This is a genomic window from Shimia sagamensis, assembly GCF_900182745.1.
In the GTDB taxonomy this organism is placed as follows: domain Bacteria; phylum Pseudomonadota; class Alphaproteobacteria; order Rhodobacterales; family Rhodobacteraceae; genus Shimia; species Shimia sagamensis.
This window is the reverse complement of record NZ_FXTY01000003.1, coordinates 417,608-433,635: the sequence shown is the minus strand read 5'-3', so window position 1 is coordinate 433,635 and position 16,028 is coordinate 417,608. Positions and strand designations below refer to the sequence as shown.

The window sequence follows — 16,028 nt, the reverse complement described above, 5'->3', positions numbered from 1 at the left end:
GCATAGCCAGCCGTCGCGGCGAAACAAGCCTTTGCTGTTCCGCCGCGACAATTTTGAGGCTGTTAGCCTTCGACGCGGGTCAGATCTGCGGCTTGCAGACAGATCACGCGAATGCGCGACAACAGGTTAAGTCGATTGCGGCGCACAATTTCGTTGTCGCTGTTCACTTGCACCGCCTCAAAGAACGCATCGATGGGCGCGCGAAGCGTCGCCATTGTTCCCATAGCAGAAGCAAAATCTTCGGTTTTAAGGGCCGACGCAATTGCCTCTTCCGCAGTATCCAGCGTGGCAAACAGCGCAATTTCACTATCATCTTCTGCAAACTTCACTTCAGCGCCAAAGGAGTATTCCACGCCGTCTTTTTCTTCCGCTTGGCTCAAAATATTGTTGGCACGTTTGAAGCCTTGCAACAGGTTCTCACCATCTTCGGTGCCGACAAAATCCTGCAGTGCTTTTGCCCGCGCCACCAGCAGTGCAAGGTCATCATTGCCTGGCATAGCGATACAGGCGTCAATCACATCGTGGCGCACGCCTTGATCTTTAAGATAAACCTTCAAACGATCATGGAAGAACAACAGCAGATCCGCTGAAGTGTTCGGCAATGTCTCCCGCAAAGCATCGATGTGCTTTGGTAACTCGCCATCAATAGCCGCTTTCACTGTGTGCACAACGGCACCAAGCACACCATGGTCCGCGATCTCCTGTTCCAAGTCTTTCGCCAGAGCTGCTGCCAGCTTATCGTCCTGAGTTTCATGCGCTTTGTGACGCAGAAGTTGACGCTCAAAGTGCGTATCCAATGAGAGGCGCAAGTTGTTTTCCAGAACCAGACGGATCACACCCAACGCAGCGCGACGCAGCGCAAACGGGTCTTTGGAACCGGTTGGTTTTTCGTCGATGGCCCAGAAGCCGGTCAGCGTATCCAGCTTATCTGCCATCGCAACAGACACGCTCACCGGTGCGGATGGCACATCATCAGACGGGCCAAGTGGTGAATAGTGCTCTTCTGCCGCCGCGGCCACAGCGGCGGAATGACCGGCTGCTTCGCCGTAATACCGACCCATTAGGCCCTGCAATTCCGGGAACTCATAGACCATTTCCGAGCTCAGGTCGGCCTTGGCCCACCGTGCGGCCTTATCCGCCTCACCAAAGGACGCGCCAGTCACCGGTGCAACTTCGCTTGCCAGCGCCGCGATGCGCGCGATGCGGTCGCCTTGGCTGCCAAGCTTGTTGTGGAAGGTCACATTGTTCAGGCTGTCGAGCCAATCGTCTGCCCCGGAAGAGGCCACGCGAATGTCGTTCTCCCAGAAGAACTTCGCGTCCGACAAACGCGCAAACAGCACCTTCTGGTTGCCAGCAAGAATGGTCTCGCCATTGTCTTTGGTCTCACGGTTTGCCACCGTCACAAACTTCTCGATGCGACCGGTTTTTGGGTTCTTCACAGAGAAAAACTTCTGGTGCTCTTTCATCGAGGTCTGCAGAACCTCAGGTGGCAGACCAAGGAAATCCTCGGCAATGTTGCCCATCAGCACAACCGGCCATTCAACCAGACCGGCCACCTCGGCAAGCAAGCCTTTGTCTTCGACAAGCTCAAGCCCCTGGGCAAACGCCATGTTGGTCGCATCGTTCCAAATGATGTCTGCCCGCTCCTCGGCGTTCAGGATCACGTGGTCTCGTCTGAGTTTGACTTCATAGTCCTCAAAACCGTGTACGGTGAAACGACCGCTGCCCATAAAACGGTGACCTTCCGTGGTATCACCCGCCTTGATGCCATCAACATCAAGCGGCACCACAGAGTGCCCATCTTCCGCGCTCAGAACACACAGAATGGAGTGCAATGGACGGACCCAACGCAGGCTCCCTGTGCCCCAGCGCATCGATTTGGGCCATGGGAAGTTGCGAATGGCGTCTTCCAACACTTCCGAGACGATCTCCGCCGCCGGCCGACCGGGCTTAGTGATGCTCGCAAAGTAAACCGCCCCCTTGGGCGTGTCGCGCTCTTCCAAATCCTCGCGGGATACACCAGCGCCCCGCAGGAAACCTTCGATGGCTTTCTCTGGTGCGCCGACCTTTGGCCCCTTACGTTCTTCTTTCACCGTTGGGCTCTCCGCCAACAGGTCTTCGATCACCAGCGTCAAACGGCGCGGTGTGGAAAGCGCCCGCGCATGGGCATAGGTCAGACCGGCGTCAACCAAACCATCCGTGACCTTTTTCTTGAGATCAGCAGCAGCCCGCGCCTGCATACGCGCGGGAATTTCTTCAGAAAAAAGTTCGATCAACAGATCAGGCATGACGGGTCCTTAGAAGTTCACGATGGATTGGATGACAATCGCGTTCGCGATATCGACAAAAAAGGCTGAAACCAAGGGCAAAACGACAAAGGCGATAGGCGCAGGGCCATAACGTTTGGTGACAGCTGTCATATTGGCAATGGCCGTGGGGGTCGCGCCTAGGGAAAAGCCAGCAAATCCCGAGGCGAGAACCGCCGCGTCGTAGTTACGCCCCAAAATTGGAAATAAGACAAGAATGACGAGAACCACGGTGATGAGCGTTTGTACGCCCACCGTGGCCATGATCGCCAAACCGGCTCCACTCAATGTGGAAAAATCCAGTGTCATCAAGGAAATCGCCAAAAACACGCCTAGGGCAAACTCTGAAATCACCGCCAAAGTTGGCGTGCGTGCCACCGGCGGCGCTTTGGGCGCAATCAACAGACGCAGGTTACCCAAGAGGATGCCCATAATCAGACAGGGCACAAAAAGCGGCAACATCAGACCTGCTTCCTTAAGCATACCGTGCAAGACATAGCCCAGAATTATCGCAATATGCAGGCTCAGCATTACGCGCATCAAAGACACATGACAGATTTCCGAGGTCTCATGTTCGTCCTCAAACGACACCCCAACAACGTCGCCGTCACCTTGGTGCGTGGAGGTCAAACCATGCCGCCCCACCAAAAACTTGGCAATCGGCCCGCCCACAAGCGAGGCAGCAATCAGTCCTAGCGTAGCCATTGCCACGCCCAGCTCCGACGCGCTATTTAATCCAGTGGCTGCCGCCACATTGGGTGCCCAGGCAATAGCGGTCCCATGCCCTCCGATCAAGGAGGCGGACCCCAGCAACACACCGGACTGCGCAGGGAGCCCAAAGAGGGTGGCGCCAGCGATCCCAACAACACTTTGCACAATGATTGTACCTAGAGTCAGCACCAACAGTAGGGCCAGGATTTTACCTCCCGAAAGCAGATCGGATAGACGCGCGTTCAACCCGATGCCAGCAAAGAACAGCACTAAAAAGTAGTCTCGCGCGCCAGTTTCGAAGCTCAACCCAACCCCTGACACGGCCGTATAGATCGCGAAGATCGCAGCCGCGAGTAGGCCGCCTGTAACCGGCTCAGGAATATTGAACTCCCGCAGGAAAGCGACTTTTCGCGTCAGACGCGCACCCAACAAAAACACCGCAAACCCCAAGGTTGCCGTGATCATTTCCGGGACGACAAACACCTGTTCCATATACTTACTCCGTAGGTCGTGGAGGACAATGCGCGGGCAAGCGCTTGCCGTCAAAAGCAATCTCGCCGCAGGCGTTAATTTCATTCCAGGCAAACCCACGACCATCAGGCAAGATCGCAACAATGCGGTCGATGCCATACAACACGTCTTTCTCACCCAAAAAGGCCAATGCTTCGCCGTTTTCCAGCGACAGCCCGATCTCCTTTGCATCAAAACACTCAAACCACTTCGGCGCATTGCGCGGCTCAGCTTTCTCCAGCATTTCGTAGGTTTCCGTCAGCAGGGCTTCACTCATCGACGTGGTGAAACAGGCGCGGTAGCGAATTGGGGAGCTCTCGCTATCAATGGCTTCAAAATCCTCGTACAAGATCGGCTCGGCCTGACCATTTACCAAAAGCGTCAATTGCACGTCATTTTGCATATCCGACGCGGGCACCGCGTCGTAGTAGCCATAGACCTGCAACCAATACATGGCGACGCCACCAACCAAAGCTGTCAGCACAATAAGCCCTCCAAACAGTTTTCCTGTCATGTTCATACTTTCCCCCAACGGGTATTGTTTCTATTGCGTGATGTACAAGACCACGGCACTGTTGGCGCTGATCTAAGTGATTTTGCGAGATCTTCAAAGGGGGATACATGTCCGAGAGCTTCGCCATCGCCATGTTCGGTGCTTTGTTTGCGGTTATGAACCCCTTCATCAACCTGCCGGTGTTCCTTGGCCTGACAGAGGACCTTCACCAATCCGAACAACGCAGCGCGGCCACTAAGATTCTCACCTACACTGCCGTGTCCTGCGTGATCATTGCAATCTCGGGCACCGCGATTCTCTCTTTCTTTGGGGTCTCAGTTGATGCCTTTCGCGTGGCGGGTGGCATGGTTCTGGTGCAAATTGGCTTTGTCATGCTCAATGGACGGCGCAGCACGGCCCACCACGGCACAGAACGCGAACGTGAGGTCATGCAGAAAGCCGACGCCGATAGTATTGCGTTTTATCCCATGACCTTCCCGATGCTGGTAGGCCCTGGCACAATCACCACACTGATCCTTTATGCCCAACAAGTGAAACAGCCTTCCGATTGGGGGATTTACACTGGTTGCGTTTTTCTGGTTCTGCTGATGATCGCCGTGGTGTTTTACTTCGCCGGCAACATAGGCCGCTACTTGAGCAACACCGCCCGCACCATCATGACGCGCCTAATGGGTATGGTGCTGATTGCAATCGCCGTCGGTATGGTGGCCGACGGCGCCAAAGTTTTGTTGCCAGGTTTGGCCTAGTTGGCTCACGCCGCGTAGCCACCGGCCTCTGTCTGCACAAACGCGTCTGCGCATTGCTTTGAAAGCGCGCGCACGCGGCCAATATAGGCCTGACGCTCTGTCACAGAGATCACACCACGCGCGTCCAGTAGGTTGAACAGGTGAGACGCCTTAATGCACTGATCGTAGGCCGGATGCGCCATGATGATGCGCTTGCCGGTTTTTGGGTCCACATGCTCTTGCGCGAGGATCTTCTCGCACTCCACTTCCGCCTCTTCGAACTGTTTTAGTAGCACATCAGTGTTGGCCACATCAAAATTCCAACGGCTGTATTCCTGCTCAGTTTGCTTGAACACATCGCCATAAGTCAGAGCGATCTCTGATTGTGGATTGTTGTAGGGCATGTCCATCACGTGATCGACTCCCAGAACATACATCGCCAGACGTTCCAGACCGTAAGTCAGTTCACCGGACACTGGGTGACAGTCGTGCCCACCAACCTGCTGGAAATAGGTGAACTGGCTGACTTCCATGCCGTCACACCACACTTCCCAGCCAAGACCCCACGCACCAAGCGTTGGGCTTTCCCAGTCATCCTCAACAAAACGGATGTCGTGCATCTCCATGTCGATGCCAATTGCGGCCAGGGAACCGAGATACAGCTCTTGTAGGTTGGGCGGGCTTGGTTTGATCAGCACCTGATACTGGTAGTAGTGCTGCAAACGGTTGGGGTTCTCGCCATAGCGGCCATCTGTCGGTCGACGCGACGGTTGCACATAAGCCGCCGCCCAGGACTTGCTGCCCAACGACCGCAAAGTTGTCGCCGGGTGAAAGGTACCAGCGCCCACTTCCATGTCATAAGGCTGCAACACTGCGCAGCCTTTCTCAGCCCAATAATTCTGAAGCCGCAAAATGATCTCTTGGAAGCTACGTGGTTTGCTGTCGTTATGTGCCATGGTGAAAGCCCTTTCCAAACGCGGGTCTTGCTTATGCGCAAGCTCGCACGGGGTCAACACAACGTCCAAGTCAGAGTTCACCAAATTATGAGTGCAAGCCGCGCCGAACCTGATAAAAGGGCGGCTAATTAACAATTGTCACGCGTTTTAGGGACTACCTCAAATATGCTGCGCACTATTCTGTCGCTTTTTGTGGCACTGCTTTTCAGTGTCACCCCCGCCACCGCTCAATCCTCAGATGACATCGTTTGGGTACAGCTTGAGGCTCAACCCAGCTTGACGCAAGCCAGCGAAAACATCCGCTCCTATGCCCAACGTATGGACGATGTAAACGGCTTTGCCCTTGGTGGCGGCTGGTATGCCGTCGCACTTGGCCCATACCTTCGCGCAGATGCGGAGAATGTGTTGCGCGTTTACCGCGCCGAGGGCGTGATTCCCGTGGATGCGTATTTGGCAACCGCACGAGAGTACCGCAGCCAGTTCTGGCCAGTAGGTGCCAACCAGTTGACTAACCCACAAGCTGCGCTTTCCGGGCAGCAACCGGTGCAAAACGCGGCTCAAGACATGCAGGTTGTGATTGTGGAAACACCGGTTGAGCCGGAAGTGGCCCCGGTTGTTCCTCAGCAGCCGGATGAAACCGTCCGCGAAGCCCGCGCAAGCGAAGCGGCTTTGTCGCGTGACGAAAAGAAAACTCTGCAAGAGTGGCTGAAGTGGGCAGGTTACTACAATTCCGCCATCGATGGGTCCTATGGACGGGGTACACGTGCCTCCATGTCCAACTGGCAGGCCGACAATGGCTTTGACGTGACGGGCGTAATGACCACGTTGCAACGCGACACCTTGCGCCAACAGTTCTTTGCCGTGTTGGAAGGCATGAACCTGCAACTGGTCAGCGATCTGGATGCGGGCATTGAGATGATAGTGCCAATGGGCGCAGTGCAGAAAACGGCCTCCGAGTATCCTTTTGTGCAATACGAAGCTTCCGGCAACATTCCAGCCAAGGTTCTGCTGATCAGTCAAGAAGGCGACCAGAACACTCTTTTTGGCCTCTACGACATCATGCAAACACTTGAAGTTGTGCCGCTGAATGGCCCACGCGAGCGCAAGAAATCCAGCTTCGTTTTGACGGGTGAAAACACCAGCATTGTCAGCCACACCGAGGTCTCCTTGAAAGAAGGCCAAATCAAAGGTTTCACCCTCGTCTGGCCCGCTGGCGACGAAGAGCGCCGCACTCGAATTCTGGGGGAGATGCAGGCCAGCTTCACCCGCATTGGCGGCGTGCTTGATCCTGCTGCGGGAGACAGCACTGCTCAAAACATCGACCTGATCTCGGGCCTGCAAGTGCGCAAACCTAAACACTCACGGTCCGGTTTTTTCATCGACCGCAAAGGCCACGTGGTCACCACTGCCGAAGCTGTGCAAAACTGCGCCAAAGTCACCATTGAAGAAGACTACGACGCGCAGGTTGCGGTCATCGACGAGGCGCTTGGTATTGCAATCCTGAGCCCAACTTCCGCGCTGGCCCCAATCGATGTGGCCACGTTGCGTGAAGGTGCGCCGCGCATCCAGTCAGAAGTGGCTGTTGCTGGCTATTCCTACGAAGGTGCGCTTGGCGCACCAACTCTGACATTTGGCCAACTCTCTGATGTAAAGGGCTTGCGTGGCGAGCAGGAGCTCACCCGTCTGGCGCTGAACGTACAGCCAGGCGACTGGGGGGGGCCTGTGTTTGACGCAGGTGGCTCTGTCTTTGGTATGCTACTGCCACGCGACGCACAGTCTGCTCAGCAACTGCCAGAGGAGGTGAACTTTGCCGTGAACAGCGACGCCATCCGCACACTCCTGGCGCAAGAAGGCATTCAAGCAGACATGTCGTCCAACGGCGCTTCTCTGGCACCCGAAGACTTGACCAAACAGGCCAGCGACATGACCGTGCTGGTGAGCTGCTGGTAAATTCTCATCTCAATGAAAACGGCAAAGGGCGGCTCTCAACGGAGCCGCCCTTTGCATTTGTGACCGATGATGTTTCAGGATGCCGACAGTGACGAAGTCATCCGGATTAACGTCGGGCGATCAGCGCCAAAGGCCAGCGTCAGCGCCGCTTGCAATTCATCAACAGTCTTTGGTTCCGTTGCCAAGCAGCCATAGCTTTCCGCCAACTTACAGAAATCTGGGTTCAGTGCGATCACCGCATTTGGCGCAATCTGGCTAGCCACCATACTGTCCTCTATCTCCTTGAGCTTGTGATTGTCCCAAAGCAAAATCGGTATCGGCAGCTTCATCTCCACGGCAACGCCTAGCTCCTGCACGGTATATTGAAAGCCATAATCGCCAGCGATGCACACCGTCGGCTTTTCTGGGCGGGCCATCGCGCCACCAATCGAGGCCGGCAGCGCGTAGCCAAGCGTGCCAAACCCGCTGGGATGATGCCAGTGGCCAGGGCGCGTCATGTCCCAAACCTCTTTAGCAACATAGGCAAATTGCGTCATGTCCGAGTAGATCATCGCATCATCCGGCATGACCTCCGACAGGACATCGCAAATGCCCGCAATACCTGGCCGCTCTGCATCCGTTTCCGCGCGAAAGCGTGATTTGACGGCTGCGATGTCCCTTATGCTCCACCGTGGTTCCGCGGTTTCGGCAGGCAACGCCGCCAGTAAAGCCTCTACAAATGCACGCCCTTCGCAGTGGAAGGTGATATCGGCACGATGACGATCTGCCAAAACTTCGGCATCGATATCTACCCGTACCAACACTCCTTTGTGGCCCAACTCATCACGCCACAAGTCACATTCAGATAACTCTGACCCGATCACAATCACAAGATCAGCGTCACCAATAATGCGCTTACTGTCTCCGCGACCCAAATAAGTGCCAAAGCTCAGCGACTCCTCCGCACTCAACAGCCCGCACCCAGCATAGGTCATGAAGGCAGCCGCACCACTGCGCCGCATCAGATCACGCACCAGAATTTCGATTGGCGTCAGATCGGCTGGCGCACCGTTTTGAACAAGCCCTCCCCCAAACACAAACATCGGTTTTTGCGCATCTACCAGAGCCTGTTCAAGGCCACCCAAGGACACAGGCACCTGCTGCCCACCGCTGCTGGCGTGGTCCCCCGGCGCCTTCTTGGGGGCATCACTTACCATACTGCCCAATAGGCCAATTGGAACCTGAATGTACTTCGATCTCTGCCGCTTCCTCTTAAATTCTACAAAGGCACGATCGATCAGATCATAGGCCGCACGCGCACTGCGCGCTTCCTCCGCCCAATCACAAACGGATGCGGCTGCCGCACGTTGATCCTGCATCTGATGTAACTGTCCGCGACGGCCAACATGGTCATCCAGACAACTCGCCAGTGTCAGCACTGAAACACTGTCGGAATAGGCCTGACCTAGCGGGGTCATGATATTGCACACCCCCGGCCCAGTGATGACGTAAGCCACCCCTGGCTTGCCGCTGGCCCGCGCATAGCCGTCCGCCATGAAACCGGCACCTTGCTCGTGACGCGCCAAAACATGAGTGATCCCTGCCTCTTCGATACCGCGATACAGCTCCACATTGTGCACACCTGGAATGCCAAAAATGACATCCACACCACGCGCTTTGAGCATGTGGGATATCTGCGCGCCCAACGGACGCATTTCCTGATCAATTGCCGCCATCAGGCCCTCCAGAATTGAACCGTAAAGAGTACATAGACCGCCAAAAGCTCCAGCCGGCCGATCAGCATGCCTGCCGCCAACAGCCATTTGGCCGCATCATTTAGCGTCGCAAAGTTTCCCGCAGGGCCGATGATGTCACCCAACCCTGGACCAATATTGGCAAGCGCTGCCGCCGCGCCTGAGAGCGCTGTTGTGAAATCCAGCCCTGTCATGCCCAAAAGCACCGCGAGTCCACCCAGTGTCACTGTGAAGAACACAAAAAAGCTCATGACGGAATTCAACACGTCATCGTCAATTTTGCGCCCTTGGAAACTTGGTGTAAACACGCCGCTTGGGTGCTGGATTTTGAGAATTTGTGTCTTGATGGTGGCAAACAGTAGCTGATAGCGGAACACTTTGATCGAACAGGCCGTCGACCCCGCGCAGCCACCAATCAGGCCGGCAAAAAACAGAACTGAAACGGGAAAGCCCCCCCACAGCATGTAGTCGGCGCTCGCATAGCCTGTGCCTGTCACAATTGAGGTGGTGTTAAACAGCACCTTGCGAAAGCCAGCCTCACTGCCAAGCCCATTGCTCAGCACCTGCCAGCTGGTAAGCATAATCACAATCACGGCAACGGTCATAAAAAACGCCCGGATCTGCGTGTCTTGCAGAAGAGGTTTGGCACTGCCCGCGGTCATTTGAACAAACCGCACAAACGGCAGCGCCGCGAGCAGCATAAAAATCACAGCGACATATTCTGTCCCAACGGAAAAAGCGCCAAAGGACGAATCGTAGTTGGCAAACCCACCTGTCGCGATGGTGGTCATCGCATGCACAACAGCATCAAACGGGTTCATGCCAGTAATGACATAGGCCAGAGCGCATGCCACGGTGAGTGTTATGTAAATCACCGAAATACGGCTACTGATTTCCGTGGCACGTGGTAGGATTTTACCAAACGTATCAAACCCCTCGCTTCGGAAAATCTGCATACCGCCAACCCGCAATTCCGGCAAGAATACCATAGCAACAACAATGATACCAATGCCGCCCAACCACTGAAGCAATCCGCGCCACAACAACATCCCGCGTGGCAGTTCATCAAGCCCGGAGAACACAGTGGAGCCAGTGGTGGTCAACCCGCTCATCGCTTCAAAAAAGGCATCCACCACCCGCGCTTCCGTCGCGCCCAGAATAAATGGCAAAGCCCCAAACATCGGAAGCGCAAGCCACACGCCAGTGGTCAGCAAAAAGGTCTGCTGCAAAGACAAGCCGTCGCCCCGTCCATTGTGACACGACAACGCCACCATGCCGCCAGACAGGCAAGTGACGGTTGCACTCACAAAGAAGGCTTCCCAATGGGCAGTGCCATCCAACAGATCAACGAACATGGGCACAAACATGGCCACGCCCAACATCGCCACCAAAAGGCCGATCACATATCCAACGGGTCGTAAATCCAGCATGGGCGCAGGGTTGGCGGTTGGGCCAGCCGCTGTCAAGCGCGTTTGACGGGCTCTGTGTCAACGCACGTCCGCTAACCCTCTGTTCTAGTGCGAAAACAACGTGGTGGTTACAGGTACGTCACCACGTTACCCGACGTGAAACAGCGTTGTGAACAGTTTTGGATCAATGCTTTGTGAGGCAAACAACGGCCCATCGGTTAGAACCGACACTGCGTCATGGCTGTGCAAGCTCTCTTGATGGCTCGCAATAACGCGGAAATCCCCAATCCGCGGGTCCGCCTTCAACTTCTCACAAAATAGCCGCGCCGCATCTTCCACAAAGATTGGATTGGCAGCATTCAACTCCGCAAAAGCCTGCTCATCTTCGCGCTTAACCATGACTTGTGTCTCAGTGGGTACGGCTTCCCGCGCAAGGTCAATCAGGTCTTCAAACCAGACACGGGGACGGTCGACTATTTCTGCTGAAATCCGTGCCACGGACCGTTGAGAGTGTGGTGTAGCCAATTGACCACGAGACATGCGTGCGTGTTCGCTCAGCTCCAACGAACACGGACACGTTGACGAATAAACATAATCCAAGTGCATGATCTTGTGTGTCACGCCGCCTTGCTGCACCTTTTCCAACGCTATGTCATAATATTGATATCCTTCGAGCCCAGAGCGCAGAGATTTGATCTTCATCGGGTAAGAAAACCGCATTTGAAGCCGGGCATCAAAGCTTTCCAGATCCGTGATATAATCCGCCAAAGCGGCTTCCATCACACTGAAACTAAACGTCTTCTCGGCGTGCTTGTAAAACGACCGCATAATTCTGGACATGTTGATGCCCTTTTTGTCGGCCTCTAGGCTCACTGTTCCTGTCACACTGGTTTCCAGCGCGATGTCACCATTGTCACGAGTGTGGAATCGAATTGGCAGGCGGAAATTCGAGATTCCGACGTGCTGAATCTGCTGCTTCTCGCCTTTGATCAGGCTCTCAGGACCGTTTTGCAAATCTGGCAGGGTTGCCCGATACTCTGGCGTCGCCTCAAAATCCTCGGGGTACTGGCGTGACAATTCCGGATAGTTTGCCAAGGGCTGATCGGGCAGCAACCGTGCAACAACCGGGTCAAGTTCCGCAATCTCGGTGACAGACGCCGTTTGCGCCCAAGCCCGCAACCGCGAGAGCGCCTCTTTAGCGTCTTTCCGTGTCAATTGTGTTTGGGTCTTGGAAGTTTGAACGTTCATGGCCAAGCGCCTTTTCCCTGTTGTCGCAAAACTAACTTAGTCAGTCCGTCGACAAAATGCTAATATCGTTAACCTGTACGTGAAAAACGACACCTTGGGTCAAACTCTTCTCGAGAGACGCAAAAGGCGCCCGGTCAATTTGCCGGGCGCCTCGCAGTACACTCGTTGTCAAACTGAGGATTTAAGCTTGCGAGGCCTCTACAGCCTGTTGAATATCTGCGATCAGATCGTTGGTGTCTTCCAATCCAACAGAAAAACGCACCAATCCCAACGTAATACCCAAGTCCGTTTTCACGTCGTCAGGGAGACGTTGGTGGGTGGTGGTCGCCGGATGAGTTGCGATCGATTTCGCGTCTCCAAGGTTGTTAGAAATCACGGCAATTTTCAATGCATTCAAAAACTTGAACGCCGCCTCGCGACCGCCCTTAATATCCAGAGACAGCACAGTGCCGCCTCTACCACCAAGCTGTTTTTTCACCAAAGCGGCCTGTGCGTGACTATCCAATCCAGGATAAATCGTGCGCTCCAATGCTGAGTGTCCTTCCAAAGCCGCGGCAATCGCCAACGCGCTCTCAGCCTGCGCTCGTACGCGCAGATCAATAGTCTCAAGACCTTTCAGCATCACCCAGGCATTAAACGGGCTCATGCTGCCACCGGTGTGCTTCATGTAAGGCTCAAGTGTGCCACGGATGAAGTCTTTGGTGCCCAGGACCACTCCGCCCAGCGCGCGGCCTTGACCGTCAATGTGTTTGGTCGCCGAGTAGATCACCACATCGGCACCTTGCGAAATCGCTTCGCTAAACACTGGCGTGGAAAATACATTGTCTACCAGAACTGTCGCGCCAACTTCGTGGGCGATTTGCGCCACGGCTGTGATGTTGATCACCTCCAACGTCGGGTTGGACATGCTTTCAAAGAACACCGCCTTGGTATCCGGACGCATCGCTGCTTTCCAGGCCGCTAAATCAGTGCCATCCACAAAGGTCACTTCCACGCCGTAGCGGCCCAGAACATCCTGCAGTACGTAAATACAAGAACCAAACAACGCCTTGGCGGAAACAACATGATCACCAGCTTTTAGCATCGAGGTCAACGCGCCACTGACCGCCGCCATACCGCTGGCCGTGGCGAAGGCATCCTCTGCGCCTTCCAACGCCGCAATACGTTCTTCGAACATTGCCACAGTTGGGTTGCCGTAGCGCGCGTAGATAAACTCATCTTCACCGGTCTCGATAAAGCGTGCTTCAGCCTGTTCCGCACTCTCGTACACAAAGCCCTGTGTGAGGAAAATCGCCTCGCTCACCTCGTTGTACTGGCTGCGCCGTGTCCCGCCATGCACCAGCTTTGTGCGCTTGTTCCAATCGCTCATGTCATCTCTCCCGGGTCACACTTGATCGACCCAAATAAAAAGCCCCGTTCCGGCCAAGCGGAAGGGGCTCCTTCGTCCTGACCTCTTTAGCGGTATCTTTAACGTGGCCCGCAATCCGGTAACAAATCGCCACAGATGCGAATTACGCCGCAACGCCCAAAACGTCAAGCCACGCGGGCCCATTCGCTACTCGGTTACGCCTGCTTTACCCAATCTGCACATTTTTGCGCAACACTGTCTGAAGGTGAAGGGGAGAGCAGCAATGGCGCTCATTCGGATCAACGCAGATGGCCGCAGACCGGTACTACACGGTACTGATGCCCCACTTTTACCTGTGCTCAACCGTGCACTAGACACAGATGGCCCCATCACCGTCATGTTGCATGGGTACAAATTCCGCCCGTATGATCTCGGCCGCTGCCCCCACGCGCATATCTTTGCGCCGCTGGACGCCTCCAGTTCCAAAGTCGTGAGCTGGCCCAAACGTCTGGGATACCTTTCCCCAACCTCCAACTGCGGTGTCGGGGTTGCCTTTGGTTGGAATGCACGAGGTTCCCTGAAACAAGCCCTGCGCTCTGCGATTCGCGCGTCTCATGCGCTGGCGACGCTGGTCCAACAGCTCCGTATGCAAGACCCGCACAGACCAGTGAATGTGGTGGCCCACTCAATGGGCGCCTACGTTGCGCTTCAAGCTCTGCATCGCCTCACGGTGGGTGACATAGGCCGTATCATCCTTTTGAACGGCGCGGTCTTTCGCCCATCCGTCGCCGCTGCCCTGCGCACGGACGCCGGGCATGGTGCCGAACTCTTCAACGTGGTCAGCGGCGAAAACGCGTTTTACGACATCCTCTTTGAACAACTCCTCGGGCGCAGTCGCGCACATGACCGCACAATCGGGCGTGGCTTTGACGCGCCAAACGCGCTGACCATTCGGCTGGACGACCGACCGGGCCTGAAACGGCTTGCAGCCCTTGGGCATGTCATTGACCCGCCTGCACATTGGCTCTGCCACTGGTCGCCCTACCTGCGCCCCGGTGCCATGGCGTTTTACGCGGAACTGCTGCGCAACCCCGCGGCGTTACCACTACATACACTCCAAGCACAGCTGACACCGCGCACCTATTTGGCAGCCGTGCGCCCGAGCTCCAACGCACCCTCTTGCAGCACAGCTTGAAACCGGCATCATGGCTGCTCGCACTTTGAGGACCAACCATGCAACAGCCCATTGATCTCTACTACTGGCCGACACCAAACGGCTGGAAAGTCTCCATCGCACTGGAGGAGATGGCGCTGCCTTACAGCACTCACTTAATCAACATCGGCAAAGGCGACCAATTTGCCGAAGCCTTCCTGAAGATTGCCCCCAACAACCGGATGCCGGCAATTGTCGATCCGCACGGGCCAGACGGAAAACCGATTTCCGTATTTGAAAGCGGCGCAATCCTGCTCTACCTCGCCCGCAAAACCGACCAGTTTCTGGGCACAACAGAGCAGGATCGCGTCGCCGTCGAAGAATGGCTCATGTGGCAAATGGGCGGGCTTGGTCCCATGGCAGGGCAGAACCACCATTTTCTGAAGTACGCACCCGAAGACATTACTTACGCCAAGGCGCGCTATCGCGACGAAACTGCCCGCCTATATGGCGTTCTAGATCGCCGCCTAGCTGAAAACGAATATCTCGCCGGAGATTTCTATTCGATTGCAGACATGGCTGCATGGGGATGGTCGTCCCTTTGGCAAGGCCAGGAGCAAACTCTCGACGACAAACCTCACATGGCCCGTTGGCTCAAAGCTCTTTGGGATCGGCCCGCGCTTAGACGCGGACGTGCGCTGCACGCCGACCTACGCGCCGACCGTTCCGACACATGGGTTCAAAATGACTTGTTTGGGGTGTGATTCCTCAAATCGCCATTTTCTCATTTAAAGAATACTCCAGAGAAGACTCCCCGAACGACGGCGGGAGTAGATCCTCTAGCCTTCTTCGGTTTCTTCTTCCAAAGCATAGTCCTGAAAAATTTTGCCCTGCGTCATGAAGAAAACGAAAACCGCTGCGGTCAGACCAAAAGTCTTGAAATATACCCAGGTGTCCGTGCTCTGGGTGCGCCAAATAATTTCGTTGAGCACCGCAAGCCCAATGAAAAAGGCCGTCAACCGCTTCGTGAGCAACAACCAGCCCTCTTCTTTAAGAGGCATCATCTCTTCCATGACAATCTTCAAATAGCTTTGCCCCCGCAACAAGCCCACGCCCAGCGCACCGCCAAACAACAGATAGATCATGGTAGGTTTCATTTTGAAGAACCGCTCATCGTTGAGCCACACCGATAGGCCGCCAAAAATTATCACCAACACCAAAGTGGCCACCTGCATCTTTGAGAGCTTGCCGGTCAGCTTCCACAGAATACCCGTGGTCAGGATCAACAGCGGAATAAACCCGGCTGTCGCGACAATAAAACCGTCATAGGCGGTGCCACCGATCTCAATGGTTTGGTCTCGTAGCCGTAGATAAGCGACAAAAAACACCACAATGGGTCCCAGCTCCAAACCCATCTTGAGCATCGGATTGATTTTTTTCTCAGAAGTTGTCTCAGCCATGTCGC

The 16,028-nt window shown here is 55.2% G+C and carries 13 protein-coding genes and 1 riboswitch; of the genes, 4 read left to right on the top strand and 9 right to left on the bottom strand.

Going from position 1 to position 16,028, the window contains the following annotated elements; translation table 11 throughout:
• Positions 1-62: 62 nt before the first annotated feature.
• From glyS to QOL67_RS10255, 3 genes are read right to left on the bottom strand one after another with little or no spacing between them, the layout of a single operon-like run.
• Positions 63-2,288 carry a glycine--tRNA ligase subunit beta gene (gene glyS, locus QOL67_RS10265; RefSeq protein WP_283425869.1) on the bottom strand — a complete coding sequence of 742 codons (2,226 nt, stop codon included), beginning with the start codon at positions 2,286-2,288 and terminating at the stop codon, positions 63-65.
• Positions 2,289-2,297: 9 nt separating this feature from the next.
• Positions 2,298-3,509 carry a sodium/glutamate symporter gene (gene gltS / locus QOL67_RS10260; RefSeq protein WP_283425868.1) on the bottom strand — a complete coding sequence of 404 codons (1,212 nt, stop codon included), beginning with the start codon at positions 3,507-3,509 and terminating at the stop codon, positions 2,298-2,300.
• Between the two features lie 4 nt (positions 3,510-3,513).
• Positions 3,514-4,041 (bottom strand): DUF6446 family protein, encoded by a 528-nt coding sequence (locus QOL67_RS10255; protein WP_283425867.1) that lies wholly within the window; start codon positions 4,039-4,041, stop codon positions 3,514-3,516.
• Between the two features lie 107 nt (positions 4,042-4,148).
• Between QOL67_RS10255 and QOL67_RS10250 the strand changes: the two genes are divergently transcribed.
• Complete coding sequence (locus tag QOL67_RS10250) at positions 4,149-4,787, top strand: MarC family protein (protein WP_283425866.1); 639 nt, start codon at positions 4,149-4,151, stop codon at positions 4,785-4,787.
• Between the two features lie 5 nt (positions 4,788-4,792).
• On the opposite strand, the gene QOL67_RS10245 is transcribed toward QOL67_RS10250, so the two are convergent.
• Positions 4,793-5,722 (bottom strand): glycine--tRNA ligase subunit alpha, encoded by a 930-nt coding sequence (locus QOL67_RS10245; RefSeq protein ID WP_283425865.1) that lies wholly within the window; start codon positions 5,720-5,722, stop codon positions 4,793-4,795.
• Positions 5,723-5,887: 165 nt separating this feature from the next.
• Here QOL67_RS10245 and QOL67_RS10240 point away from each other — a divergent pair, with 165 nt between their 5' ends.
• Positions 5,888-7,672, top strand: coding sequence for a trypsin-like peptidase domain-containing protein (locus QOL67_RS10240; RefSeq protein WP_283425864.1), 1,785 nt, complete (start codon positions 5,888-5,890; stop codon positions 7,670-7,672).
• A gap of 74 nt (positions 7,673-7,746) precedes the next feature.
• Here QOL67_RS10240 and QOL67_RS10235 read toward each other — a convergent pair whose 3' ends face one another.
• The 4 genes from QOL67_RS10235 to metZ all read right to left on the bottom strand — a co-directional run bounded on the left by QOL67_RS10235 (position 7,747) and on the right by metZ (position 13,431).
• Positions 7,747-9,387, bottom strand: a complete 1,641-nt coding sequence (locus QOL67_RS10235) for a thiamine pyrophosphate-binding protein (RefSeq protein ID WP_283425863.1) — start codon at positions 9,385-9,387, stop codon at positions 7,747-7,749.
• Positions 9,387-10,835, bottom strand: a complete 1,449-nt coding sequence (locus QOL67_RS10230) for a TrkH family potassium uptake protein (RefSeq protein WP_283425977.1) — start codon at positions 10,833-10,835, stop codon at positions 9,387-9,389. Before QOL67_RS10230 ends, QOL67_RS10235 begins: the two co-directional genes overlap by 1 nt.
• A gap of 126 nt (positions 10,836-10,961) precedes the next feature.
• The gene (gene folE2, locus QOL67_RS10225) at positions 10,962-12,062 is read right to left on the bottom strand and encodes a GTP cyclohydrolase FolE2 (RefSeq protein ID WP_283425862.1); all 1,101 of its coding nucleotides are present in this window, start codon (positions 12,060-12,062) and stop codon (positions 10,962-10,964) included.
• A 181-nt stretch (positions 12,063-12,243) separates the two neighbouring features.
• Positions 12,244-13,431: an O-succinylhomoserine sulfhydrylase gene (metZ, locus tag QOL67_RS10220; protein WP_283425861.1), complete on the bottom strand. Its 1,188-nt coding sequence runs from the start codon at positions 13,429-13,431 to the stop codon at positions 12,244-12,246.
• A gap of 65 nt (positions 13,432-13,496) precedes the next feature.
• Positions 13,497-13,574, bottom strand: a riboswitch (SAM riboswitch).
• A 119-nt stretch (positions 13,575-13,693) separates the two neighbouring features.
• Here metZ and QOL67_RS10215 point away from each other — a divergent pair.
• Both QOL67_RS10215 and QOL67_RS10210 read left to right on the top strand, forming a co-directional pair.
• Entirely contained in the window at positions 13,694-14,605 is a 912-nt protein-coding gene (locus tag QOL67_RS10215; protein WP_283425860.1) for an alpha/beta fold hydrolase, read from the top strand.
• A 38-nt stretch (positions 14,606-14,643) separates the two neighbouring features.
• Positions 14,644-15,327 (top strand): glutathione S-transferase N-terminal domain-containing protein, encoded by a 684-nt coding sequence (locus QOL67_RS10210; protein WP_283425859.1) that lies wholly within the window; start codon positions 14,644-14,646, stop codon positions 15,325-15,327.
• Positions 15,328-15,402: 75 nt separating this feature from the next.
• Here the strand turns inward: QOL67_RS10210 and QOL67_RS10205 are convergent, their stop codons facing one another.
• A complete protein-coding gene (locus tag QOL67_RS10205) occupies positions 15,403-16,023 on the bottom strand; it encodes an inner membrane-spanning protein YciB (RefSeq protein ID WP_283425858.1) in 621 nt (206 codons plus the stop codon).
• Positions 16,024-16,028: the final 5 nt, after the last annotated feature.

What these genes read in the sequence shown, in the direction of transcription:
- folE2 (WP_283425862.1), bottom strand. Translation starts at nt 12,062, where the DNA reads ATGAACGTTCAAACTTCCAAGACCCAAACACAATTGACACGGAAAGAC.
- metZ (WP_283425861.1), bottom strand. Translation starts at nt 13,431, where the DNA reads ATGAGCGATTGGAACAAGCGCACAAAGCTGGTGCATGGCGGGACACGG.
- QOL67_RS10205 (WP_283425858.1), bottom strand. Translation starts at nt 16,023, where the DNA reads ATGGCTGAGACAACTTCTGAGAAAAAAATCAATCCGATGCTCAAGATG.
- QOL67_RS10230 (WP_283425977.1), bottom strand. Translation starts at nt 10,835, where the DNA reads ATGCTGGATTTACGACCCGTTGGATATGTGATCGGCCTTTTGGTGGCG.
- QOL67_RS10235 (WP_283425863.1), bottom strand. Translation starts at nt 9,387, where the DNA reads ATGGCGGCAATTGATCAGGAAATGCGTCCGTTGGGCGCGCAGATATCC.
- QOL67_RS10210 (WP_283425859.1), top strand. Translation starts at nt 14,644, where the DNA reads ATGCAACAGCCCATTGATCTCTACTACTGGCCGACACCAAACGGCTGG.
- QOL67_RS10255 (WP_283425867.1), bottom strand. Translation starts at nt 4,041, where the DNA reads ATGACAGGAAAACTGTTTGGAGGGCTTATTGTGCTGACAGCTTTGGTT.
- QOL67_RS10245 (WP_283425865.1), bottom strand. Translation starts at nt 5,722, where the DNA reads ATGGCACATAACGACAGCAAACCACGTAGCTTCCAAGAGATCATTTTG.
- QOL67_RS10250 (WP_283425866.1), top strand. Translation starts at nt 4,149, where the DNA reads ATGTCCGAGAGCTTCGCCATCGCCATGTTCGGTGCTTTGTTTGCGGTT.
- gltS (WP_283425868.1), bottom strand. Translation starts at nt 3,509, where the DNA reads ATGGAACAGGTGTTTGTCGTCCCGGAAATGATCACGGCAACCTTGGGG.
- QOL67_RS10215 (WP_283425860.1), top strand. Translation starts at nt 13,694, where the DNA reads ATGGCGCTCATTCGGATCAACGCAGATGGCCGCAGACCGGTACTACAC.
- QOL67_RS10240 (WP_283425864.1), top strand. Translation starts at nt 5,888, where the DNA reads ATGCTGCGCACTATTCTGTCGCTTTTTGTGGCACTGCTTTTCAGTGTC.
- glyS (WP_283425869.1), bottom strand. Translation starts at nt 2,288, where the DNA reads ATGCCTGATCTGTTGATCGAACTTTTTTCTGAAGAAATTCCCGCGCGT.